Raw genomic sequence first — 21440 nt, 5'->3', positions numbered from 1 at the left:
CGCATCTGCCCGGAGGTGCACAGCGGCCCGCCGGCATTGCTCGGCGGAGGCCGCCGCCAAGCAATGTGCCGCGGCGGAGGTCCGTCCCGGCGCAGGACATTGCACGCGCCAATCTCCCAAAAGTACGCTGGACAGAGCGCACCGGACGTGGTGCGCGCCACAGCCTGCGGGTGCTAATGCCTGAGCTCCCAACCAACACCAAACCAACACCGGCCAATGATTCCCCCACAGCAGCAGCACCGGCGAGCGCCCCAGCCGCCCGGAGCCGGCTGAAGCTGCAGCACTCCCAGGAGCCCAACCATGGTGGTTCAATGATCGTCACCCTCACCGTCAATCCCAGCTTGGACCGGACCGTTGAACTGCCCGGGACGCTGGTCCGCGGCGCCGTGCAGCGCGCAGCGGCCATCAGCGAAGACCCCGGCGGCAAAGGCGTCAACGTCTGCCGGGCCCTGAGCGCCTCCGGGGTCCGGGCGGTCGCCGTCCTTCCGGGCCGCGACGATGATCCCGTGATGGCCGGGCTGCGCACGGCAGGTGTCAGCTACGCCAATCTGCCGATAGCTGCGACGCTTCGAAGCAACATCACGCTCACGGAGCCGGACGGAACCACCACCAAGATCAACCTCCCGGGCCCGCCCCTCGACGCCGGGGAACAGGAAGGCCTCATCACCCTGCTGGTCACCACGTGCGCTGCCGGCGAGGACGGCTCCCCGGCGTCCTGGCTGGTGCTTGCCGGCTCCCTCCCGCCGGGTGCGTCACCGGATCTGTATGCACTGGTTGCGCATGCCGTCCGGCAGCGCTTCGGAGACCGGGCGCCGCGGATTGCCATTGATTCCTCCGGCCCGCCGCTTCTCGGGGCGCTCCTCCACAACGCCACCCCGGACCTGCTCAAACCCAATGCCGAGGAGCTGGCGGAGGTGACCGGAATAGGGACCGAGGATGAACTCGAAGCGGATTCCGGCCTGGCCGTCAGCGCGGCGCGGACGTTGATCGCCCGGGGTGTCGGCGCAGTCCTGGCGACCCTCGGCCCCAAGGGGGCGCTGCTGGTCACGGCCGACGGCGCCTGGCACGCAACCCGTCCTCCCGTGGAGGCCCGGTCCACCGTGGGCGCCGGCGATTCTTCCCTGGCGGGTTTCCTTCTCGCCGACGTCGCCGGAGCGCCGCCCCGGGACTGCCTGCGCCAGGCCGTCGCCCACGGAGCCGCGGCAGCCTCCCTGCCGGGCACCACTGTCCCGACACTCGCCCAGACCGATCCCGGCGCGGTGACCGTGACGGAAATAGCCGGCACCGTCGCGGTGCCGCACACCAGCTCAACCCGGGCAGCATCCACCAAGGAGGAAGACTAATGTCTGAACTCATCACTCCGGAGTTGGTCACGCTGGACCAAAACCTGGGATCTGAACGGTCCGAGGTGATCCGCCACCTGGTCCAGAATGTCGTCTCGACCCACCGTGCCACGAGTTTCGAGGACCTTTATTCCGATGCGATGGCCCGCGAGGCCAAAACGGCAACGGGTGTTCCCGGCGGCATAGCCATTCCGCACTGCCGGTCCGCTGCCGTCACCCAGCCTTCGCTGGCCATGGCCCGCATCAGCCCGCCGGTGGAGTGGGGCGCCAAAGACGGCCCGGCGGACATTGTCTTCTTCATTGCCGCGCCCGAGGGCGCGGACCAGGAGCATCTGCAGCTGCTGGCCAAACTGGCCCGCTCCCTGATCAAGAAGAACTTCACCGCGGCACTCCGGACGGCACAGTCCCCCGCGGAAATCGTGGAACTGGTGGACGGCGCACTTGGCCTGGGTCCCGTTCCGGAATCGCAGGCCGGAGCGGCTTCAGGGACAGCCGGCGCTCCCGGCGGCGCCCACACCGCAGGCGCCAGGACATCCGGCGTTAGTGCCGAGGAAGGAAACGCCGGGGCGGCGGAAGCCGATCCCCTGACCGGGGAGCAGGCCGGGGGACGGTCCGGCAGCGGGGAGACCCGGCGGCTTGTCGCCGTCACAGCCTGTCCCACCGGCATTGCCCACACGTACATGGCTGCGGACTCCCTGGCGGCGGCGGCAGCGGAGCGCGGCATCGACCTGCAGGTGGAGACGCAGGGATCGGCGGGCTCCACCCCGCTGGACCCCTCGGTGATCCGGAACGCGGATGCCGTTATCTTTGCGACCGATGTCGATGTGCGGGACAAGGGCCGCTTCGCCGGCCTGCCCGTGGTCAGCGGCCCCGTGAAGCGGGGCATCGACGAGCCGGGCGTGATGATCGATGAAGCACTCGCTTCCGCAAAGGACCCCAATGCGCGCCGGGTTGCCGGCGGCGGAGGTTCGGGAGGCGAGGAACGGGACTCCGACAGCAGCGGCGGCGGCGAGGGTTTCGGCGGCCAGCTCAAGCGTGCCCTGCTCACCGGTGTCAGCTACATGATTCCGTTTGTTGCCGGCGGCGGACTGCTGATTGCCCTGGGCTTCCTGCTCGGCGGGTACGAACTCTCGCTGGCCGACGACGACGGCAACCTCACCGGTGACCTTATCCTCGACGGGAACACGCTGTTCAACCCCGGGGAGGAAGGCCTGCTGACCTATCTCGGCGCCGTGTTCTGGAAGATCGGCAACCTGTCCCTCGGCTTCCTGGTGCCTGCGCTGGCCGGCTACATCGCCTACGCGCTCGCCGACCGTCCCGGCATTGCCCCAGGCTTCACGGCCGGCGCCGTCGCCATCTTTATGGACGCCGGATTCATCGGCGGCATCATCGGCGGCCTGCTGGCCGGCTACGTTGCCAAGTGGGTGGGCAGCTGGCAGGTGCCGTCCTGGCTGCGGGGGCTCATGCCCGTGGTCATCATTCCGCTCGTTGCCTCCCTGATAGCCTCGGGCCTGATGATCCTGGTCCTGGGCGGACCGATTGCCGGCCTGACCCTCGCCCTCAACGACTGGCTGACCGGGCTGTCGGGGGCTGCCGCCGTCGTGCTGGGCATTATTCTGGGCCTGATGATGGGCTCGGACCTCGGCGGCCCCATCAACAAAGTTGCGTATGCCTTTGCCGTCGCCGGACTCGGCGAAGGCAGTTTCGAGAACCAGGCACCCTGGCAGATCATGGCGGCAGTCATGGCCGCAGGCATGGTTCCGCCGCTGGGCATGGCGCTGGCCACCGTCCTGGACAAGCAGCAGTTCTCGATGGCCCTGCGGGAAAACGGCAAGGCTGCCTGGCTGCTGGGTGCCGCCTTCATTTCGGAGGGAGCCATTCCGTTTGCCGCGGCGGACCCGTTCCGGGTTATCCCCTCCTGCATGGTCGGCGGTGCCGTGGCGGGTGCCATCTGCATGGGCACCGGCGTCACATCGCAGGCCCCGCACGGCGGGATCTTCGTCTTCTTCGCCATCGGCAACGTGCTGATGTTCATTGTGGCTATCCTCGCGGGAATGGTGGCCTCAGGATTGATCTATGTTGCCCTTAAGCGTCTGACGGCGCGCAAGCGCACGGAGGAGCCCGTCATTGCATAACCCACCATCCATCCAGCGAGAGGCACATTGATGCGGACCATCACGGGAATCGGAGTCAGCGCCGGGCGGGTGCTGGGGCCCTCACTGCGGATGCCGCCACCGGTGCCCGAGCCCGCAGCAGATGCCCGGTTCGGGGCGGAGCAAACGGTTGACGGTGAAAAAGCACGCCTCAGGGACGCGGCGGAGGACGTGCGGGACGATCTGCGCCACCGGGCGGAGACGGCGTCGGGAGACGCGAAAGCCGTTCTGAACGCAACGGCCATGATGGCCACGGACCCCATGCTGCTCAAGGCCGCAGGCAAGCACATCAACGCCGGGATGACTCCGGAACGGGCTGTCTGGGAAGCCGGACTGGAAGTGGCTGCCATGCTGCAGAGCCTGGGCGGCTACATGGCCGAGCGCACCCAGGATGTCCTGGACGTCAGGGCCCGGATCGTGGCCCGGCTCGACGGGCTGCCCGCCCCCGGGATCCCGGCGTCCGACGTTCCGTTCATCCTCATTGCCGAAGAACTTGCTCCCGCCGACACCGCCACCCTGGATCCCGCCAAGGTCATCGGCCTCGTGACGTCCGGGGGCGGGCCGCAGTCCCACACCGCCATCCTGGCCCGCTCCCTGGGCCTGCCCGCCGTGGTTGGTGCCGCGGAGTCCGAATCAATCGCCGACGGCGCCGAGCTCTTTCTCGACGGGGCAGCCGGAACCGTGGTGGTGGACCCCGGAACGGCCGAGCGGGAAGCAGCCCAAAAGTACGCTGCCCGGGTTTCCCTTCCGCCGTTCAGCGGCAAGGGCATGACATCGGACGGGTACGCCGTTCCGCTGCTCGCCAACGTGGGTTCCGGCAAGGACGCCCGGGCCGCTGCCGTGGCGGGCGCCGAGGGCATCGGCCTGCTGCGCACCGAATTCTGCTTTCTGGGCCGCGATTCCGAGCCCGGAGTGGAGGAGCAGGTGCAGGCCTACGGAACCGTCTTCGAGGCCTTTCCGGGCCGGAAGGTCGTGATCCGCACCCTGGACGCCGGAGCAGACAAACCGCTTCCGTTCCTGACGGACACCACCGAACCCAACCCGGCACTTGGCGTCCGCGGCTACCGGACGGACCGCACTTCCCCCGGGGTGCTGGAACGGCAGCTGGAGGCAATTGCGATTGCAGCGGGTGCCCACGAGGCGGATGTCTGGGTGATGGCTCCCATGATCGCCACCGCTGAGGAAGCCGCGGACTTTGCCGTCATGTGCACCGGGGCGGGACTTGCCATCCCCGGGGTCATGATCGAGGTCCCCGCGGCCGCCGTGATGTCGCAGGCAATTCTGTCCAAGGTTCGCTTTGCCTCGCTCGGCACCAATGACCTGACGCAGTACACCATGGCGGCTGACCGGCAGCTTGGCTCCCTGGCAACCCTGAACGACCCCTGGCAGCCGGCAGTCCTGCAGCTGATTAAAAGCACGGTCGACGGCGCCCGGGCGGCCGAGGCTGCGGCCGGATCGGACTCCCTGGAGGCACCCAAGAATGTGGGGGTCTGCGGGGAGTCGGCCGCGGACCCGGCACTCGCCGTCGTGCTGGCGGGGCTGGGAGTCAACACCCTGTCCATGACCCCGCGGGCACTGGCTTCCGTAGGCGCGGTCCTGGCCTCGGTGAGCATCGCAGAGGCCAGGGACCTGGCGTCCCTTGCCCTGGCTGCCGGGTCCGCCGCGGAGGCGCGGACGGCGGTGCGCAGCAAGCTGGCCATCCTGGATGAGCTGGGCCTGTGACCGGCCTCCCCACTGTTCAGTACAACCGGAAGGAAACATCCCATGCCAGAACGTAAAGCCACTATTGCCAGCCGGGTTGGCCTGCATGCGCGCCCGGCGTCGATCTTTGCCGAGGCCGCGGCGGCGCAGCCGGTGGACGTCACCATTGCCATGGAGGGAGAGCCCGCCGACGAAGCGATGGATGCAGCCAGCATGCTGTCGCTGATGAGCCTGGGCGCTTCCAACGGGGATGTGGTGGTGCTGCGTGCCGAGGGCGAGGGCGCCGACGAAGCCCTCGATGCCCTCGCCAAAATCCTGGAAACGGACCTCGACGCCCAATAGCACCGCATTTGCGGGTAAATGCAAAAGCGGGAGCTTCGGATTTACCGGAACTCCCGCTTTTTTGCGTTGGCCGTACATTCCGGAAAACGGATACAACGAAGCCAGCGGAGCAATCCGCTGGCTTCGGTTGTAACCTCACGCTGACCCCCCACAGGCAGCGGATGTTACATAATCATTATTCTGACACAGGATGATGAAAATGTGAATGTTCGTTGCCGATTCTTTATCTGAAGGCGTAGGCCCTGGCCAGCAGGCCCGGCTTGGGATGCCGCTTGGCGATCCGGTGCGAGTTCCACAGGAGGGCAAGTCCCAAAGACACCATGATGACCGCGGAGTAGGGAAGCACGGTATCCCAGACCCCAATGTCCGGATTCACGACGGTGAGGGACAGCACGGAGTGAATCACGGCGGTGGACAGCCCCAGGGCCAGGAGGGCGGCGCTGAGCCGAATACCGGCTGGACGCCGGAAGGCAGCGGCGGAACCGAACAGTGAAGGGACAAGGCACGCCCCCACATAGATCTGGTAGAGCCTGGAGCTGTCCCCGTACGCGTGGACCGTGTCCTGGTCCCAGTAGTCGGCAAGCGCCGTGGAGGATTCGGGCAGGTCGCTGAGCCCGTAAAACACCGCCACTGCCACCGTTGCAGCTGTCAGGACGAGTATCCCGGCCGGCCCGCCGATCAAACGCGCGGCGAGCGGGGCCTGGAAAGCCGCGGCGGCCTTCAGCCCCAGGATCAGGAGAACGGCAAACAGCAAATACCGAAGGAGGAGGTTCGCGAGATTCACACCGCCGAGCAGTGCGTCCACCGGCAGGTAAAAGAAAGGAATACTCAGCGCCATGGCCGCGGACAGGAGAATCAGTGCAGAGAACATTCCCCGGTTCTCACCCCGAATTGCGCCCGGAACCCGCAGCAGCGCGAAGAAAAGGGTCGCGCCCAAGGCTGCCCACTGTAGCGTCATCCCAATTTCTCCAAGAGTGCGAAGTTGTTTTTTTCATCGTTCTCGACCTTTTTCAAAACCTTGCCCAGCGTATCCAGCCGGTCCCGGGCAAGGATCACCAGATCGGCATCGGAGAGCCGGGCGAGTGCCTGCTCGCGTCCGCCGGGCGGCCAGCCGCATTCGTCCGGAGTGAGCAGACCGGTTGCCACAAGGCCGCTGGTCAGCGAAACGCCGGCCAGCCGGGCCGCTTCCACGGCGAGGCCGCTGGCCAGGCGCCCGGCCGTGAGCTGGGCGGAGAGGTTCTGCGGCGCCACGCCGGTGCTGGCGCTCAGCCGCTGCCGCAGGTCACCGGGATCAACGGCCTCGAACCAGCCGCGTACCGAGTACCGGTGCGGAAAGGCGCACAGGGCGGGCAGTTCCTCGGGTGAGATGCCGGGCTGCCTGCTCCGCGCCACCACCTGCTCCAGGATGCAGACATAGGTCACCTGGCTGATCAGTTCCGCAGAAGTTGGGTGGCGCATCCCGGCCTGGAGGTCGTGGTACTCCTCAAAAAAGGACAGCGCCTCGACGGGGTCCTGGTCGCAGGCCCGCGCCACCCGAACCACGGTGCTAACCGAGACCTTGCCGCGCACAAGCTGCTGGGCAAGCGTAGAGCGCTTGATGCCGGCCAGCCGGCACAGGTCGGCCGTAGTTTCGAGAGGGGCAGCTTTGGCGCGCCAGTCCTGGAACGCTTTCGCAGACACTGCCACGGATGACTCCCCCCGATTGGTTTCTCCGGACGGATGCAACTATACTATTTTCACTGGCTCCCCCTTCTGCGTTCCCCCCATATGCAGAGCGGGGAGCCAGCTTCAATTAACGCAGCAGCCCTGTTTTGGCAGGTTTCCAGCGGAGCGGTGAAAGCCGGCAGAGCTAGGTCAGCGGGTTTCCTGGGGCCACGACACGTGATGGCTGAACTCCCGGTGTTTCCCCAAATAGGACGCCGCGTAGGAGCAGTAAGGCTTGATGCGCCGGCCCGAAGCGATAATGTCCTCGGCCGCGAATTTCACCAGCATCGAGGAATAACCCTGGTGCCGGAATTCCTCTCGGACCACGGTATGGGTGAGAGCCACGGAATCCGGTTCTTCACTGTATTCCGCGTATTCTGCGGTTCCCACCAGCTCACCTCCCACGCGCAGCTCGTAGCGGCTGTTATCAAGGTTGTGGGAGAAATTGACATCGTCCCTGCTGCGCCCGGTCATGCCCCGAGCCTGACACCCAAACGGCGTTTCGTCCAGAGTTTTTCCGCGGCAGGACTACGCGGCCCTGTCATCGCCTCCGGCTGCCTCCGCGGCGGCCCATGCCTGCTCCAGCCCGGCTACGGCGGCCGCGTATTTGTCCAGCTCCGCCTCCGGGGCCTCCGCAGCCCCTTCAAGGGGACGAAGGGCCGCCGCCGCCTTCATGGCCCGCATCAGGGATTTGGTTTCGGGCCTGGCCGGATCCTTCAGGCCGGGCTTCTCCTCGGCCTTCCACTCATCCAGCTCATAGGAGCTCCAGCTGAGCAGGACAGTCTCATGCCGGCGCTCCAGAGCCGCGACGGCCCGGGCCCGTTCGTTCCTCAACCGGTCCTGGACGCGCCGCCGGTGGCGTGCCTGCACCCAACCGGCAGCACCCCCTGCCCCGGCGACGGCCGCGAGCCCGATCCAAGGTCCCGCGCCGGGATTGCCGGCCACCGCCCATGCAACGGCCAGCAGGGCGGCCAGCAGGCCGGTGAAACCGATCCAAAACAGCTTCTCGCCGTCTCCCCTGTCCAACGCGGCGTCCACCCTGAACGCGGTCAGCGCGAAGGCAGCGGCCATGATGATCAGTGCCGTAACGAGGAACCCCGCTCCGGCATCAACTTGCGGCATGAGTGCCCTCCCCGGCGCAGTTTGCGTTATCCGTTCATCCCATCTCACGCCGGATGGACGTAAACGTCAATGTCCGCCGGCCCGGGCAGGGAAAGGTGTTTGGGTGCGGCAGAGGAATACCAAGTATGCTGATGTCCTTGAATTACCGCTATGGGCTGCGGCTTCCGCCGCTCCCGGCACGGAGCACGTTTTCACGGAGCACAAAGGACCAGAATGAAAATTCCCGCAGCGCGCGGACCTGTCAGCGCCGAACTCTTCGACCTGCTGCGTACGCCGGACGGCCCGTCAGCGCGGGAGCTTGCCTCCGTGACGGAAGCGTCTCGGCGTGCCGTAGGCGAAACGTCCGATATCCTCCGCGACGAGGACCTGCAGCTGACCCTTTTCTGCCTGTACGAGCTCCACTACAGCGGACTGGAAGGCGTTCCGGACAGCCTCGAGTGGCATCCGGGCCTGGTTGCCCTGCGGCTGGAGCTCGAGGAAGCGTTTGAAGCAGCCCTCCGCCGCGCCGTCCCCGTCCCCGGGCTGCCTGAAGCCACCAGCGAGGCGGTGGCCGAGGAACTGTTCCGTATGGCCGCCGACGACGACGGGCCCAGTGTGTCCCGCTTCGTCGCCTCGAAGGCCACCAGGGAACAGCTGCAGGAGTTCCTCATCCTGCGCTCCGTCTATCAGCTGAAGGAAGCCGATCCCCACAGCTGGGCCATACCCCGCCTCCCGGTGGGCCGGGCAAAGGCCGCACTGATCGAGATCCAGGCCGACGAATACGGCGGCGGCCGTCCCGAACGCATGCATTCCCATCTCTTCGCCGTCACGATGAAGGGCCTGGAGCTGGAGACGGAGTACGGGTGGTACCTGGACTTTGTGCCGGCACTGACTCTGGCCTCGTCCAACGCCATGTCCCTGTTTGGCCTCAACCGGCGGCTGCGCGGTGCCATCGCCGGGCATCTGGCAGCCTTTGAAATGACGTCGTCCATCCCCAATTCCTTCTATGCGCGCGGGTTCCGCCGGCTTGGCTTCGGCGAAGACGTGACCTACTACTTCGACGAGCACGTGGAAGCCGACGCCGTACACGAGCAGATTGCCGCGCGGGACCTTGCCGGCGGGCTCGTGGAGTCGGATCCCGGCCTGCTGCCGGATGTGATCTTCGGGGCCGCGACGGTCCTTGCCCTGGACGCGATGATGGGGGAAGACCAGCTCTCTGCGTGGCAGGACGGCCGCTCCGCCCTCCGCGACGCGGACCCTGCCGCAGCCCCCGGGGCAGGCGCGCTCGTCGGAGCTGCACTGGCTGCCGGAGTGACGCCGTGACCGACGCCGCCTGCTGCAGCAGCTGCCCGGCTCACGGCTCCCCCGGACAGGATTCGTCTGCACAGGATTCTTCGGTACAGGATTCCATCTCGGATCCGGCCCCCCGTGCCGGTGGGCCTGCCGCCTCCGTGGTGGCCTGCCCGAACGGTCCCCTGCTGGTCCGCGGAGACTTTGAGATCGTCACTCCGGACGGTGTGCCGATTCCCCGGGACCGTGAAACCGTGGCCCTGTGCAGGTGCGGCGGATCAGCGATCAAGCCCTACTGCGACGGAACGCATAAACTCATGAAATTCGACACCTCGCGTCGCCGCCCCGTGCCGGCCGCCGTCGTCGAGCAGGTCGCCGTCGTCGAACAGGCCGCCGTCGTCGAACACAGCGCCGACGCCCCCTCCTGACCGCAGGGGAAAGGGGAACGGCGGCAGGGCCTGCGGGAAGGCAAAAACACCCCGGACAAAGAAAAGCACCCCGGTTCGAAAACCGGGGTGCTGCCGAAGTCCCGCACCATCCTCAAACGAATGACACGGCCCGTCCATGGTGGGCCCTGTGGGGCTCGAACCCACGACCCACGGATTAAAAGTCCGATGCTCTACCAACTGAGCTAAAGGCCCCCCGCCATTTCGGGACGGCTTTTCCGACAGTTTCAGCGCAGGTTTTCCGACAGGAATCCCCACCCGAACCTGACACCGGTCCAGCCGTCGACGAATCGACTTCTCCACTTTATCGCACCCGGGACGCATCTCACGAAACCGCCGAGGCAGTCCTTTACATTTCACGGCCCCGAACTCCCCTTCGGAACCCCGGCGGCGGCGCCGGACCGCCTCGACGCCTGTTTGCGCGGCGGAGTATTCTCAAAATATGAGTGAGTCGAATTCCATGCCGCCACGGCACCACAAGCCCAAGCTGTACGCTCCGCTGGATTTCGCCAACTTCCCCGGAGGTGCGGATCCTGCCCGGGTCTCGGAAGCGGCCCATCTGGCCGCGCAGGCCCTGGTCCATCACGGACGGGAGAGCGACGATCCGGAGATCACCCGCCGCCTGGTGAAGCTCGCCGACAAACAGGGACTGGAGTCCATCGCGGAACTCTGGGCGGAAAGCCCTGCCCGATCCCTTCCCGGCGCCCTCTGGCGTCTGTATGCCCTCCGCGCCGCCACGCAGCAGAATCCGGAGCGCATCGCGGCCTACTACGCTGCGGGCAAGGACGTCGCCCAGGTCTCCAAGGTGGTGGCCGGCGTCGCCGAGCCTCTGGGGGCAGAAGAAGTCAAGATCATGGCCGACACCATCCTCTCCGGAGCCTTCGAAGGAGAGTTTGATGTGGCACTGGAGCGCTTCGCCGCGTTCTGCCGCGTAGTGGCCCTGGGCCAGACCCACCACGCGGATTCGGCGGAGATCGGAAGCACCGGAACAGCCAGCCAGCTGACCCGCAATGCACGCCAGCTCGTCAGGACCGCCGAAGACCTCGAGCATTCCGCTGCCGCATGGCGCCGGGGAGAGCTGGACTAGGTGCCCGCCGGGCCTCGTGTTGACATCGTCGGCCAAGCGTAGAAAACTGAAATTGGTGTCGGACTGCGGAACCCCCGGGCTTCAACTTAGAGCCGCTTCGAGCGGCCTTCCGCCGAGAGGCGCTCCCGGTCCGGCACCGCTTTTGTGTCTTCCCGCCCAGCCGATAATCTTAGGCCCGTGACCTACTTCATGCAGGGCCCAGACAGCACCCGACGTTCCCGGATCTCCCAGTGAGGCTGCGGCTTTTTCCCCAGGAAAACGCCGGGCTGGAGCTCCTGTCCAAGATGGGAAGCGTGCTGGTGCGCGGAGCGGGCACCCTCTCCGAAGTCCTCGGTGCCGAACCGGCGGACTACGAGCGCCTCGCTGAGCAGATGCATCAGCTGGAGGCCGAATCCACTGATCTGCACTTCGCCCTGATGACCCAGATGCGGTCCAGTTTCATCAATCCCCTGCCGCGCGAAGATCTGTATGACCTTTCAATCATCCTGATGTCGGCAATGGAGAACCTGGATGCGGCCGCGGAAGTAGTGTCCCTGTACCGCCTCACGGGCATCTCCGCCCGTGCCGCCGAACAGCTCGAGGTGATTGGGCGGCAGTCGGAACTGACCGTCGGCGCGATGCGCCGGCTCGCCTCCCTTGAGGACCTCGACGACTACTGGATTGAAATGCTGCGGCTGTCCAAGCGCGCCGAACGCACCCACCGCATCTGGGTTTCCGAACTGCTCCGCGACCATAAAGCCCTCAGCTACGCGCGCCACCGGGACCTTGCCGAACAGCTGGCAGGAACCAGCACCCAGCTTCGCCGGTGTGCAACCTCCGTGGGCGGCATCCTGGTCCGGGAATCCTAGGTGGAGCCGGTCCTGCTGGCCGCCGTCGTGCTCTTTGCCGGAGCCTACGCGTTCATTAACGGCTTCCACGACGTCTCCAACTCCATTGCCACCTCGGTTCGCACCCGGGCCCTCACTCCAACCGTAGCCATCCTCCTGGCCGCCGTCTTCAACCTCACCGGTGCCCTGCTGAGCACGGCCCTGGCCCTGGTGCTGGCGGACAGGTTCATCCAGCTCCCCGCTGGAACTCCGGGCCTGGGCATCCTGATCGCCGGGCTGCTGGCAGCCTGCGGCTGGGGGCTGTGGACGTGGTGGAGGCGGATGCCCTCGTCCTCCACCCACGCGCTGGTGGGCGGCATCGTGGGTTCCGGGGCTGCCTCCACACTGGTGGGCGGGCCCAACATTGCCGAGTCCTACCAGGTGCTGCTGCAGCAGATTATCCTGCCGCTGCTGCTCTCCCCCGTGGTTGCCTTCGTCCTGGCCTATCTGCTGGTGTTCCCCACGACCTGGCTGATGCGCTACAGCTCACCGCGCCGCGGCGACGCCGGCAACCGGATTGCCCAGTCGGTGTTCACCTCGGCGTTTTCCCTCGGCCACGGCATGCAGGACGGGCAGCGGACCATGGCCGTGATTGTCCTGGCTCTGGTGGCCGCCGGGTACTCTTCAGACGCCGGCATTCCGCTGTGGGTGCAGGTTTTTGCCGGCACCGCGCTGGCCGCTGGCAGCCTCTTCGGCGGCTGGCGGATCAGCCACACGCTGGGCAACCGGCTCGTGCGCATTGACCCGCTGCGCGGAATGAGCGCGACGGCGGCCAGTTCCTCGATGCTGTTCATGGGCGCCCTGTGGCTGCAGATTCCGCTCTCCAGCACGCAGACCATGACCTCGGCCATTGTGGGCGCCGGAGCCAACCAGCGGTTTTCCACCGTCCGGTTCATTCCGCTGCGCGAAATCCTGGTCACGTGGCTGACCACGGCACCGGCCACCGCCGTGCTCGGCGGAATCCTCTTCCTGGCGATCAGCCCGCTGCTCTAGCCGCACCCCAGCCCTAAGCGGCCTCCGGGGCCCGCGAGGGGCAGGCCTGCGGCGCTGCGGCGCCGGCCTGCGGCGCTGCGGCGCCGGCCTGCGGCGCTGCGGCGCCGGCCGGCAGCCAGCCCCCGAGCCGGCCCTGCAGGGCCCGATAGGGGCCCGCTAGGGGCTATCCGAAGCGGCCGGAGACGTAGTCTTCGGTTGCTTTCTGGGCCGGGTTGCTGAAGATCACCGGGGTGTCCGCGTACTCGATCAGCTTGCCCGGCTTGCCCGTGCCCGCAATGTTGAAGAACGCCGTCTTGTCCGAAACCCGGGCTGCCTGCTGCATGTTGTGGGTCACGATAACCACCGTGTACTCACTCTTGAGCTCCTCAATGAGGTCCTCAATGGCGAGGGTGGAGATCGGGTCCAGGGCCGAGCACGGCTCGTCCATCAGGATGACCTCCGGGGAGACCGCGATGGCGCGGGCAATGCATAGACGCTGCTGCTGGCCGCCGGAAAGACCGGACCCCGGCTTGTCCAGGCGGTCCCGGACTTCCTTCCACAGGTTGGCCCCGGTCAGGGACCGTTCCACCAGGTCATCGGCGTCGGACTTGGAAATGCGCTTGTTGTTCAGCTTCACGCCGGCCAGCACATTGTCGCGGATGGACATGGTGGGGAACGGATTGGGGCGCTGGAACACCATGCCGATGTGGCTTCGGACGGTCACCGGGTCCACCCCGGGGCCATAGAGGTTTTCGCCGTCCAGCAGTACTTCGCCCTCCACGCGGGCGCCCGGCAGGACTTCATGCATTCGGTTCAGCGTCCGCAGGAATGTTGACTTGCCGCAGCCGGAGGGGCCGATAAACGCCGTGACGGACTTCGCCTCGATATTGATGTTGACGTTTTCTACGGCCAGGAAGTCGCCGTAGTAGACGTTGAGGTCCTTGACGTCGATTCGCTTGGACATGTTTTTCCTTCTGTTCGAAATTCCGGGGAGGCGGTGCGGTGCGGGCACCGCCGCGGTGCGGGTTGGCCCGGTCAGCGGCCGGTCTTGGGCGCGAAGAGGCGGGCAATGAGGCGGGCGCCGAGGTTCAGGAGCATCACCATGATGATCAGCAGCAGGGCGGCCGCCCAGGCGCGCTGGGTGCTGGGATCTGTGTTGGTGGGTGAGGTGGGGCTCATCAGCTGGCGGTAGATGTACGTGGGCAGCGTTGTCATCCAGCCTGCGAACACGTTCATGTTGATGGTGTTCACAAACCCGGCGGTGACGAGCAGCGGTGCCGTTTCGCCGATAACGCGGGCAATCGCGAGGGTGACACCCGATGCAATACCGGAGATCGCCGTCGGCACCACCACCTTGAGGATGGTCCGCCACTTCCGAACGCCCAGGGCGTAGGAGGCTTCACGCAGTTCATTCGGGACGATTTTCAGCATTTCCTCGGTGGAACGCACCACCACGGGAATCATCAGGACGGAGAGCGCGACGGCGGCCACAAAGCCGGTCCGAACGCCCGGGCCGAACACCAGCCCGAAGAAGGCGGCCGCGAAGAGCCCGGCCACAATGGACGGGATGCCGGTCATGACGTCAACGAAGAACGTGATCGCCCGGGACAGCGGCCCGCCGTGGCTGTACTCCACCAGGTAGACGGCGGTCAGCAGGCCGATCGGCACGGAAATGATGGTGGCCCACAGGGTAATCAGCAGGGTGCCCACAATGCCGTGGTACGCCCCGCCCATGACCGGTCCGCCGGTCTCGGCGCTGGTGTTGTCCACGGCGCCGGTCATGCCGCCCATGGAGGTGAACAGGAAGTCCGGGCTCAGCCCGGCGAGGCCCTTGGACAGAACGGTGAAAATCACCGAAACCAGCGGAACGAGTGCCAGCAGGAAGGATCCGCACACCAGGTAGGTGGCAAACCGGTCCACGGCACGGCGGCGGCCTTCAACGATGCCCGTCACGGCAGTGGCCGACACAACGAAGATCACCGCGGTGAAGATGGCAAAACTTGCGATACCGAAGCCGATCAGGGCGGAGAGAGCGGCACCGAGGATGACGGCTGCGCCCAGGGCGGCCCACACCGCGTAGCGGGGCAGCCGGTTCTTGGTGAGCGTGGCCGGACGGCGGCTGAGTGTCTGTGTCTGCATCAGTTGGCTCCGGAGAATTCTTTGTGGCGGCTGATGATCCAGCGTGCGATCACATTCACGGCCAGGGTGATCAGGAACAGCACCAGGCCGGCAGCGATCAGCTCGGACAGGCGCAGCCCGTAGGCCTCGGGGAAGTTCAGGGCGATTTCGGCCGCGATGGTCTGGTTCCCCGGCCGGATGAGGCTGGCGATCAGGCCGCCGGAGGAAAGCACCAGGGCCACTGCCATAGTTTCACCCAGGGCGCGGCCCAGGCCCAGCATCACGGCGCTGATCACGCCCGGGCGGGCGAAGGGAAACACTGCCATGCGGATCATTTCCCACCGGGTGGCGCCCATGGCCAGGGCGGCCTCCTCATGCAGCTTCGGGGTCTGCAGGAAGATTTCCCGGGTCAGCGATGTGATGATCGGCAGCACCATGACCGACAGCACGATCCCGGCCGTCAGCATGGTCTTGCCGGTCTGGCTGGCCGGCCCGGAAAAGATCGGGATCCACCCGGCGTTGTCCGCCAGCCAGGTGTAAGGACCCACCAGCGCCGGTGCCAGCACCATCATGCCCCAGGCGCCGTAGACCACCGAGGGAATGGCGGCCAGCAGGTCAATAAGGTAGCCCAGGCCCTGCGCCATGCGGCGCGGTGCGTAATGCGAGATGAAGAGTGCGACGCCGATGCCCACCGGCGTGGCGATAGCCAGGGCGATGGCGGCGGCTATCACGGTGCCGATGACGAGCGGCCAAATATAGGTAAGGAAACCTTCGCCGCCGCTGATGTCCGCAGAGTCCGCCGTAAAGGTGGGCAGCGCCTGCCAGAGCAGGAACACGGCAACGGAAAACAGGACAAGAAGGATGAGGCAGCCGGCCAGGAGCGTTATGCCGGAAAAGACCTTATCCCCGGCACGGCCGGCACCGCCGGTGCCTTCTATGGACTTGCTGGACACTGCACAACCCTTCGGTTCTTCACTGGCATCTGCTTAAACTCTACTGACCCTGCGCGGGCCCCCCGTCCAGGGTGAGGCGGTCAACATCCCTCCGGCCTCCGCCGTCCCGGTCAAACACGTTCCCGCAGGCTTGTGGGCCCCGCAGGTCTGCGGGGCCCACTTTCACTGTCCCACGACTTTCTACTGCTGCAACACGCTGATGCTCTCCAGGGCGGTCACTGCCTGCTTCCGCAGTGCATCGGAGAGGGGGGCGCTGCCGGCGGCTTCTCCGGCGGCGGACTGCCCTTCTTCGCTGACCACGTACTCGCCGAAGGCCTGGACCAGTTCAACGGTTTCGGCGTCCGGGTACCCGGTGCAGTACACGTGGTACGACACGAGCACCAGCGGGTAGGCGCCGGATTCGGCGGTGTCCCGGTCAAGCTCCATGGCCATGTCACCTTCCGGCCGGCCCTCGCCGGTGACCGGAGTGGATGTTTCAACGGCCTTTGCCGCAGCGTCCGAACTCAGCGGAACGTAGTCGCTGCCGACCAGGACGCTGACGGTGCCCAGATCCCCGGCCGCTGACGCATCGGCGTAGGTGATGGCCCCTGCGGTGGAGGTCACGAGGGAGACGACGCCGCCGGTGCCGGAGGCGTTCTCCCCGTTGCCGATTCCGGCAGGCCATTCACCTGAGGCTTTATCCGTCCAGGCCTGCGGTGCTGCGGCCGCAAGGTACTCCGTGAAGTTCTTGGTGGTACCCGACTCGTCGCCGCGGTGCACCGGGGTGATCGGGGTGCCGGGCAGGTCCGCTCCGGGGTTGGCCTCGGCGATGGCCGGATCGTTCCACGCCGTGATTTCACCGCGGAAGATCTTCGCGATCGTGACGGCATCCAGATTCAGTGCGTCGAGGCCGGGCAGGTTGAAGGCCACGGCGATCGGCGAAATATAGGCGGGAATGTGCAGTGCACCGTCCGGGCCGCAGACCTCGGCGGCAGCGGCGGCCTCTTCGTCGTCCAAGTAGGCATCCGAACCGGCAAACTGCACGCCTCCGGCCAGCAGCGCCTCGCGGCCTGCGCCTGAGCCGTCTGCCGAGTACTGAACGGATGCTCCCGGGTTCGCTTCGCCGAACCCGGCGATCCAGGCCTGCATGGCGGAGTCCTGTGAGGACGCACCCGCCCCGGACAGGGTTCCGGTGACCGTGCTCTCCGGCGAGGAGGACTGCGCACCGCCGGCGGGGGCGGTTGCGCTGTCGCTGCCGCAGGCTGTAAGGGTGAGGGCTGCTACCGACATAAGGACTGCTGCAGTACTGAATTTTCCAGAAACCAACACGTTTATCCCTTTCAAGGGCCGAATCCCCGGTGCAGGCAGTGGCACGCGGGGGCCGTTCGCAGGAGCGGACTGTTTCCGTCCCTGTACTGATCGTCGCCGGGGAAGGTTAACGAAAGGTGAACAGCACTGAGAGCGGCAGGAAACGTTTTATGGTCCCGAATGCTTTGTGCGGGCGGCGTCATGGAACCTTTCCGGATGGAGGGTAAGGGCGGACGGGACCTAGACTGTTGGCATGCCCCCACGCGACCGTTTAGCCCAGAGCCGGGGCTTCCTGCGAAACCGGATACGGGTGGGGCTTCACCGGAGCCGGAACTCGGTGGTGCCGGCCCTCCAGATGACGATCTGTGCCGTGGGTGCGTATGCCTTTGCGCAGTACGTCATGGGCCATGAAGGTCCGCTCTTTGCGGCCACCGCCGCCCTGATTTCGCTCGGTTTTTCCCGTGAGCCGCGCACCCGCCGCGTGCTGGAGGTGGGCATTGGCTGCACCCTGGGCATTACCATTGGCGAACTGCTCCTGCATGTTTTGGGCACGGGCCTCTGGCAGGCCGCCGTCGTCCTCTTTCTTTCCGTGATGCTGGCGCGCTTTTTGGACCGCGGCGTCATCTTCACGACCCAGCTGGGACTTCAGTCGCTGCTGGTGGTGCTGCTCCCGGCCCCGGACGGCGGCGCCTTCACGCGCAGCCTCGATGCCATTGTTGGCGGACTTTTTGCCCTCATCGTGACCATGCTCGCGCCGCGCGACCCCCGGCGCGAACCGCAGTCCAATGTCCGGGACCTGCTGCATGAGCTCTCCGCGGTGCTGCGCCAATGCGCCGAGGCGGTGGCCAAGAGCGATTCCACCATTGCCTGGCACGCCCTGGTCCGCGCCCGCAACACCCAGCCCCAGCTCGATGCCCTGGCCCGCAGCGTCCGCGATGCGCGGGAGGTGGCCCGCATTTCCCCGGCCTACCGGCGCCATCTTGCCGAGCTCGGAGACCTGCGCGGATCCATCGGGTACCTGGATCTGGCGGTGCGCAACAGCCGGGTGTTTGCCCGCCGCACCACGTCGGTCATCAACCATGCCGCTTTGCATGATGATGCGATCGACCGCGTGTCGGACGTCGTGAATGACACGGCGGAAGCCGTGGATATCCTGGCCCGTGCCCTGGCCGGCGGAGAATCGGCGGGGACGCGTGAAAAGCACCTGCGTCAGGCCCGCAATGAACTGGCCCTGGTGGGGGCACGGCTGAATCCGGCAACTCTGGGAGTGACCGACATCCAGGGGGATGCCCTGGTCATGCTCTTCCGGCCGCTGGTGGTGGACCTGCTCGAGTCCACCGGCCTCACCCACGAAGAAGCGGTGGGCTACCTCGCCGAGGTGTGAGCGGAAAGTGTCACCGGCGCGGGATAGCCTGTTTGGATGGCCACGAAGACTACCCGCGCGAAAACCGCCAACTACCGCTGTGCAGAATGCGGCTGGACCACGGCCAAATGGGTGGGACGCTGCGGCGAGTGCCAGGCCTGGGGAACGGTCGAGGAAGCCGCCGAAGTTGTTGCCCGCACCACCGCTGCAACCACCGTGGCCCGGCCCGCCCTGCGCATTGCCGACGTCGATGCCTCCTCCGCTTCCTTCCAGCCCACCGGTGTGGACGAACTGGACCGGGTGCTGGGCGGCGGGCTGGTTCCGGGGGCCGTCATCCTGCTCGCCGGCGAACCGGGCGTCGGCAAGTCCACGCTGCTGCTGGACGTAGCGGCGAAGGTGGGAAACGGAGGCAGGGATGTCCTGTACGTCACGGGGGAAGAGTCCACGGCACAGGTAAAGCTGCGCGCGGAGCGCATCGGAGCGGTGTCCGATTCCCTGTACCTGAGCGCTGAAACCGATCTGGGACAGGCTCTGGGCCAGGTGGAGCAGGTCAAGCCGGCGCTGCTGATCGTAGATTCCGTGCAAACCCTCAGCAGCGCGGCCGTGGACGGCAGCGCCGGCGGAGTCAGCCAGGTGCGCGAGGTGGCGGCGTCCCTGATTAATGCCGCCAAGAACAACAACATGACCACTTTGCTGGTGGGGCACGTTACCAAGGACGGATCCATTGCCGGCCCGCGGCTGCTGGAGCATCTCGTGGACGTGGTCTGCCAGTTCGACGGCGACCGGCACTCCCGGCTGCGGCTGCTGCGTGCGGTGAAAAACCGGTACGGCCCCACTGACGAAGTGGGCTGTTTCGACCTGACCGAGGAAGGGATCGAGGGCCTGGCGGACCCGTCCGGCCTCTTTGTGTCCCGGACCAAGGAACCGGTGTCCGGCACCTGCATCACCGTCACCCTGGAGGGAAAGCGTCCCCTGCTGGCCGAGGTCCAGGCGCTGCTGGCTGAAACCAGCAACGCCCAGGCGCGGCGCGCCACGAGCGGGCTGGATTCTTCCCGGGTGGCCATGCTCCTGGCCGTGCTGCAGGCACGGGCATCCATGAACCTGGCCAAGGATGACAGCTATGTGGCGACCGTGGGCGGCGTGAAGCTCGGCGAACCCGCCACCGATCTGGCCGTGGCGCTGGCCGTGGCCTCGGCCAAAATGAACAAGCCCCTGCCCGCACAGCTGATTGCCTTCGGCGAAGTCGGACTCGCCGGTGAAGTCCGGCCCGTCCCGGGCATTGCCCGGCGGATCTCCGAGGCCGAACGCCTGGGCTTCACCCACGCCGTCGTTCCGGCGTCCCCCAACGGCCCGGTCGCGGTGCCGGCGGGGTTCAAGGTCCGTGAAGTGAGCACCCTGGCTGAAGCGCTCGAGCTGCTGTTCTAAGCGGCCCGCGTTGCACCCGGCCAGCAGCTGTGGCTGTGAAATTGGCGGCAGGCCGGGCGGGAGAGCAGCGTCTAACCGGTGTTCACACGGCACAAAAGTGTCCATTGTCCCCTGCCGGACCACTACTATAGGGAAAGTGTCTGTGCAGCGCCCGCCCAGAACGCCCGTGGGCCCGATGGCCGGAAGGAAGTGACCATGGCACGCAGTCCCGAAGATTCGCTGAAGGCCACGCTGGCCCGGGTTGCACCCGGAACCGATCTCCGCGACGGGTTGGAACGCATCCTGCGCGGCCGGACCGGCGCCCTGATCGTGCTGGGCTTTGACCGCACCGTGGATTCCATCTGCTCCGGCGGCTTCGACATCGGCATTGACTTCTCCCCCACCCGGCTGCGGGAACTGGCGAAGATGGACGGCGCCATTGTCTGTGACAAAGATGCCAGGACCATCCTGCGCGCCGCCGTTCAGCTCGTTCCGGACCACACCATTGAGACGCACGAATCCGGTACCCGCCACCGCACTGCGGAGCGGGTGGCCATCGAAACGGGTTTCCCCGTCATCTCGGTGAGCCAGTCCATGCAGATCATCCAGCTCTACGTCGGCGGCCTCCGCCATGTGCTTGAGGGGTCCGAACCCGTGCTGGCCCGGGCCAATCAGGCACTGGCCACGCTGGAACGCTACCGCGCACGCCTGGACCAGGTGACAAACTCCCTGTCCGCGCTGGAAATCGAAGCCATGGTCACCGTCCGCGACGTTGCCGTCACCCTGCAGCGCCAGGAGATGGTCCGCCGGATCTCCGAGGAAATCTCCCAGTATGTCCTGGAACTCGGAGTGGACGGCCGGTTGCTTTCGCTGCAGCTCGAAGAGCTGACGGCCGGCTTGGGCCCGGGCAGTGAGATGATCGTCCGCGACTACGCCGACCTGCATGACGGCGAACGCCGGGCCGAGGACCAGGTGGCCACTCTGCAGAACCTCAGTTCCTCCGACATGGTGGACCTGGGCAAGATCGCCGCCGTCGTCGGGTTCCAGCCGGGCCAGGATTCGTTGGAGGCCGTGGTGCAGCCGCGCGGCTACCGGCTGCTGAGCAACATCAAGTCCGTTCCCCCGGCAGTCTCAAACCGGCTCGTGGACCATTTCGGCGGGCTCCAGAACCTCATGGCGGCCAACATAGAGGACCTGATGACCGTGGACGGCATTGGCGAGCAGCGGGCAAGGACGGTGCGTGAAGGCCTCTCCCGGATAGCCGAGACCAGCCTGCTCGACCGCTTTATGTAGGTCTGCGGCGGACGTGG

20 protein-coding genes and 1 tRNA gene are annotated in these 21440 nt (G+C 66.5%); 12 read left to right on the top strand and 9 right to left on the bottom strand.

The features are described 5' to 3' along the window. Nucleotides 1-311 precede the first annotated feature (311 nt). From WKB88_RS11330 to WKB88_RS11315, 4 genes are read left to right on the top strand one after another with little or no spacing between them, the layout of a single operon-like run. A complete protein-coding gene (locus WKB88_RS11330) occupies nt 312-1343 on the top strand; it encodes a 1-phosphofructokinase family hexose kinase (protein WP_341394747.1) in 1032 nt (343 codons plus the stop codon). Continuing rightward, nucleotides 1343-3478, top strand: coding sequence for a PTS fructose transporter subunit IIABC (locus WKB88_RS11325; RefSeq protein ID WP_341394660.1), 2136 nt, complete (start codon nt 1343-1345; stop codon nt 3476-3478). The genes WKB88_RS11330 and WKB88_RS11325 overlap by 1 nt, the downstream gene beginning before the upstream one ends. A gap of 30 nt (nt 3479-3508) precedes the next feature. Then, complete coding sequence (gene ptsP, locus WKB88_RS11320) at nt 3509-5218, top strand: phosphoenolpyruvate--protein phosphotransferase (RefSeq protein WP_341394659.1); 1710 nt, start codon at nt 3509-3511, stop codon at nt 5216-5218. 42 nt (nt 5219-5260) lie between these two features. Next, entirely contained in the window at nt 5261-5539 is a 279-nt protein-coding gene (locus tag WKB88_RS11315) for an HPr family phosphocarrier protein (protein WP_341394658.1), read from the top strand. 223 nt (nt 5540-5762) lie between these two features. Here the strand turns inward: WKB88_RS11315 and WKB88_RS11310 are convergent, their stop codons facing one another. The 4 genes from WKB88_RS11310 to WKB88_RS11295 all read right to left on the bottom strand — a co-directional run bounded on the left by WKB88_RS11310 (nt 5763) and on the right by WKB88_RS11295 (nt 8365). After that, a complete protein-coding gene (locus WKB88_RS11310) occupies nt 5763-6476 on the bottom strand; it encodes a hypothetical protein (protein ID WP_341394657.1) in 714 nt (237 codons plus the stop codon). 17 nt (nt 6477-6493) lie between these two features. Next, nucleotides 6494-7225 (bottom strand): hypothetical protein, encoded by a 732-nt coding sequence (locus WKB88_RS11305; RefSeq protein WP_341394656.1) that lies wholly within the window; start codon nt 7223-7225, stop codon nt 6494-6496. 168 nt (nt 7226-7393) lie between these two features. Beyond that, nucleotides 7394-7717: a GNAT family N-acetyltransferase gene (locus WKB88_RS11300; protein ID WP_341394655.1), complete on the bottom strand. Its 324-nt coding sequence runs from the start codon at nt 7715-7717 to the stop codon at nt 7394-7396. A 54-nt stretch (nt 7718-7771) separates the two neighbouring features. Continuing rightward, nucleotides 7772-8365 carry a hypothetical protein gene (locus WKB88_RS11295; RefSeq protein ID WP_341394654.1) on the bottom strand — a complete coding sequence of 198 codons (594 nt, stop codon included), beginning with the start codon at nt 8363-8365 and terminating at the stop codon, nt 7772-7774. Nucleotides 8366-8578: 213 nt separating this feature from the next. Between WKB88_RS11295 and WKB88_RS11290 the strand changes: the two genes are divergently transcribed. Both WKB88_RS11290 and WKB88_RS18235 read left to right on the top strand, forming a co-directional pair. Continuing rightward, nucleotides 8579-9667 (top strand): iron-containing redox enzyme family protein, encoded by a 1089-nt coding sequence (locus WKB88_RS11290; protein WP_341394653.1) that lies wholly within the window; start codon nt 8579-8581, stop codon nt 9665-9667. Continuing rightward, nucleotides 9664-10062, top strand: a complete 399-nt coding sequence (locus tag WKB88_RS18235; RefSeq protein WP_445818905.1) for a CDGSH iron-sulfur domain-containing protein — start codon at nt 9664-9666, stop codon at nt 10060-10062. The genes WKB88_RS11290 and WKB88_RS18235 overlap by 4 nt, the downstream gene beginning before the upstream one ends. Before the next feature lie 137 nt (nt 10063-10199). Here the strand turns inward: WKB88_RS18235 and WKB88_RS11280 are convergent. Further along, nucleotides 10200-10275: transfer RNA gene (locus WKB88_RS11280), tRNA-Lys, on the bottom strand. A gap of 247 nt (nt 10276-10522) precedes the next feature. Here WKB88_RS11280 and WKB88_RS11275 point away from each other — a divergent pair. The 3 genes from WKB88_RS11275 to WKB88_RS11265 all read left to right on the top strand — a co-directional run bounded on the left by WKB88_RS11275 (nt 10523) and on the right by WKB88_RS11265 (nt 13026). Beyond that, nucleotides 10523-11167, top strand: a complete 645-nt coding sequence (locus WKB88_RS11275) for a hypothetical protein (protein WP_341394652.1) — start codon at nt 10523-10525, stop codon at nt 11165-11167. Between the two features lie 230 nt (nt 11168-11397). Continuing rightward, on the top strand, nt 11398-12015 hold the full coding sequence (locus tag WKB88_RS11270; protein ID WP_341394651.1) for a DUF47 domain-containing protein: 618 nt from the start codon (nt 11398-11400) through the stop codon (nt 12013-12015). After that, nucleotides 12016-13026: an inorganic phosphate transporter gene (locus WKB88_RS11265; RefSeq protein ID WP_341394650.1), complete on the top strand. Its 1011-nt coding sequence runs from the start codon at nt 12016-12018 to the stop codon at nt 13024-13026. Nucleotides 13027-13189: 163 nt separating this feature from the next. On the opposite strand, the gene pstB is transcribed toward WKB88_RS11265, so the two are convergent. From pstB to pstS, 4 genes are all read right to left on the bottom strand, one after another. Further along, nucleotides 13190-13969, bottom strand: a complete 780-nt coding sequence (pstB, locus tag WKB88_RS11260; protein WP_341394649.1) for a phosphate ABC transporter ATP-binding protein PstB — start codon at nt 13967-13969, stop codon at nt 13190-13192. A gap of 71 nt (nt 13970-14040) precedes the next feature. After that, complete coding sequence (gene pstA / locus WKB88_RS11255) at nt 14041-15144, bottom strand: phosphate ABC transporter permease PstA (RefSeq protein ID WP_341394648.1); 1104 nt, start codon at nt 15142-15144, stop codon at nt 14041-14043. Then, nucleotides 15144-16076 (bottom strand): phosphate ABC transporter permease subunit PstC, encoded by a 933-nt coding sequence (gene pstC / locus WKB88_RS11250; RefSeq protein ID WP_341394647.1) that lies wholly within the window; start codon nt 16074-16076, stop codon nt 15144-15146. Before pstC ends, pstA begins: the two co-directional genes overlap by 1 nt. Before the next feature lie 180 nt (nt 16077-16256). Continuing rightward, the gene (pstS, locus tag WKB88_RS11245; protein WP_341394646.1) at nt 16257-17345 is read right to left on the bottom strand and encodes a phosphate ABC transporter substrate-binding protein PstS; all 1089 of its coding nucleotides are present in this window, start codon (nt 17343-17345) and stop codon (nt 16257-16259) included. A 271-nt stretch (nt 17346-17616) separates the two neighbouring features. On the opposite strand from pstS, the gene WKB88_RS11240 reads away from it, so the two are divergent. The 3 genes from WKB88_RS11240 (at nt 17617) to disA (ending at nt 21423) form a co-directional block, all read left to right on the top strand. Further along, entirely contained in the window at nt 17617-18747 is a 1131-nt protein-coding gene (locus WKB88_RS11240) for an FUSC family protein (RefSeq protein ID WP_341394645.1), read from the top strand. 36 nt (nt 18748-18783) lie between these two features. Next, nucleotides 18784-20151, top strand: a complete 1368-nt coding sequence (radA, locus tag WKB88_RS11235; protein ID WP_341394644.1) for a DNA repair protein RadA — start codon at nt 18784-18786, stop codon at nt 20149-20151. A 195-nt stretch (nt 20152-20346) separates the two neighbouring features. Beyond that, nucleotides 20347-21423 (top strand): DNA integrity scanning diadenylate cyclase DisA, encoded by a 1077-nt coding sequence (disA, locus tag WKB88_RS11230; protein WP_341394643.1) that lies wholly within the window; start codon nt 20347-20349, stop codon nt 21421-21423. Nucleotides 21424-21440: the final 17 nt, after the last annotated feature.

The organism is Arthrobacter sp. G119Y2 (genome assembly GCF_038069765.1).
Taxonomy (GTDB): Bacteria; Actinomycetota; Actinomycetes; order Actinomycetales; family Micrococcaceae; genus Arthrobacter_B.
Note: the sequence above shows the minus strand (reverse complement) of the source record. Positions and strands in the feature narration are given on the sequence as shown.

Coding starts and splice junctions, on each gene's coding strand:
- WKB88_RS11330 (WP_341394747.1), top strand. CDS start 312: ATGATCGTCACCCTCACCGTCAATCCCAGCTTGGACCGGACCGTTGAA.
- WKB88_RS11315 (WP_341394658.1), top strand. CDS start 5,261: ATGCCAGAACGTAAAGCCACTATTGCCAGCCGGGTTGGCCTGCATGCG.
- pstA (WP_341394648.1), bottom strand. CDS start 15,144: ATGCAGACACAGACACTCAGCCGCCGTCCGGCCACGCTCACCAAGAAC.
- radA (WP_341394644.1), top strand. CDS start 18,784: ATGGCCACGAAGACTACCCGCGCGAAAACCGCCAACTACCGCTGTGCA.
- pstS (WP_341394646.1), bottom strand. CDS start 17,345: ATGTCGGTAGCAGCCCTCACCCTTACAGCCTGCGGCAGCGACAGCGCA.
- WKB88_RS11275 (WP_341394652.1), top strand. CDS start 10,523: ATGAGTGAGTCGAATTCCATGCCGCCACGGCACCACAAGCCCAAGCTG.
- disA (WP_341394643.1), top strand. CDS start 20,347: ATGGCACGCAGTCCCGAAGATTCGCTGAAGGCCACGCTGGCCCGGGTT.
- ptsP (WP_341394659.1), top strand. CDS start 3,509: ATGCGGACCATCACGGGAATCGGAGTCAGCGCCGGGCGGGTGCTGGGG.
- WKB88_RS11240 (WP_341394645.1), top strand. CDS start 17,617: ATGCCCCCACGCGACCGTTTAGCCCAGAGCCGGGGCTTCCTGCGAAAC.
- WKB88_RS11300 (WP_341394655.1), bottom strand. CDS start 7,717: ATGACCGGGCGCAGCAGGGACGATGTCAATTTCTCCCACAACCTTGAT.
- WKB88_RS11325 (WP_341394660.1), top strand. CDS start 1,343: ATGTCTGAACTCATCACTCCGGAGTTGGTCACGCTGGACCAAAACCTG.
- pstB (WP_341394649.1), bottom strand. CDS start 13,969: ATGTCCAAGCGAATCGACGTCAAGGACCTCAACGTCTACTACGGCGAC.
- WKB88_RS11290 (WP_341394653.1), top strand. CDS start 8,579: ATGAAAATTCCCGCAGCGCGCGGACCTGTCAGCGCCGAACTCTTCGAC.
- WKB88_RS11295 (WP_341394654.1), bottom strand. CDS start 8,365: ATGCCGCAAGTTGATGCCGGAGCGGGGTTCCTCGTTACGGCACTGATC.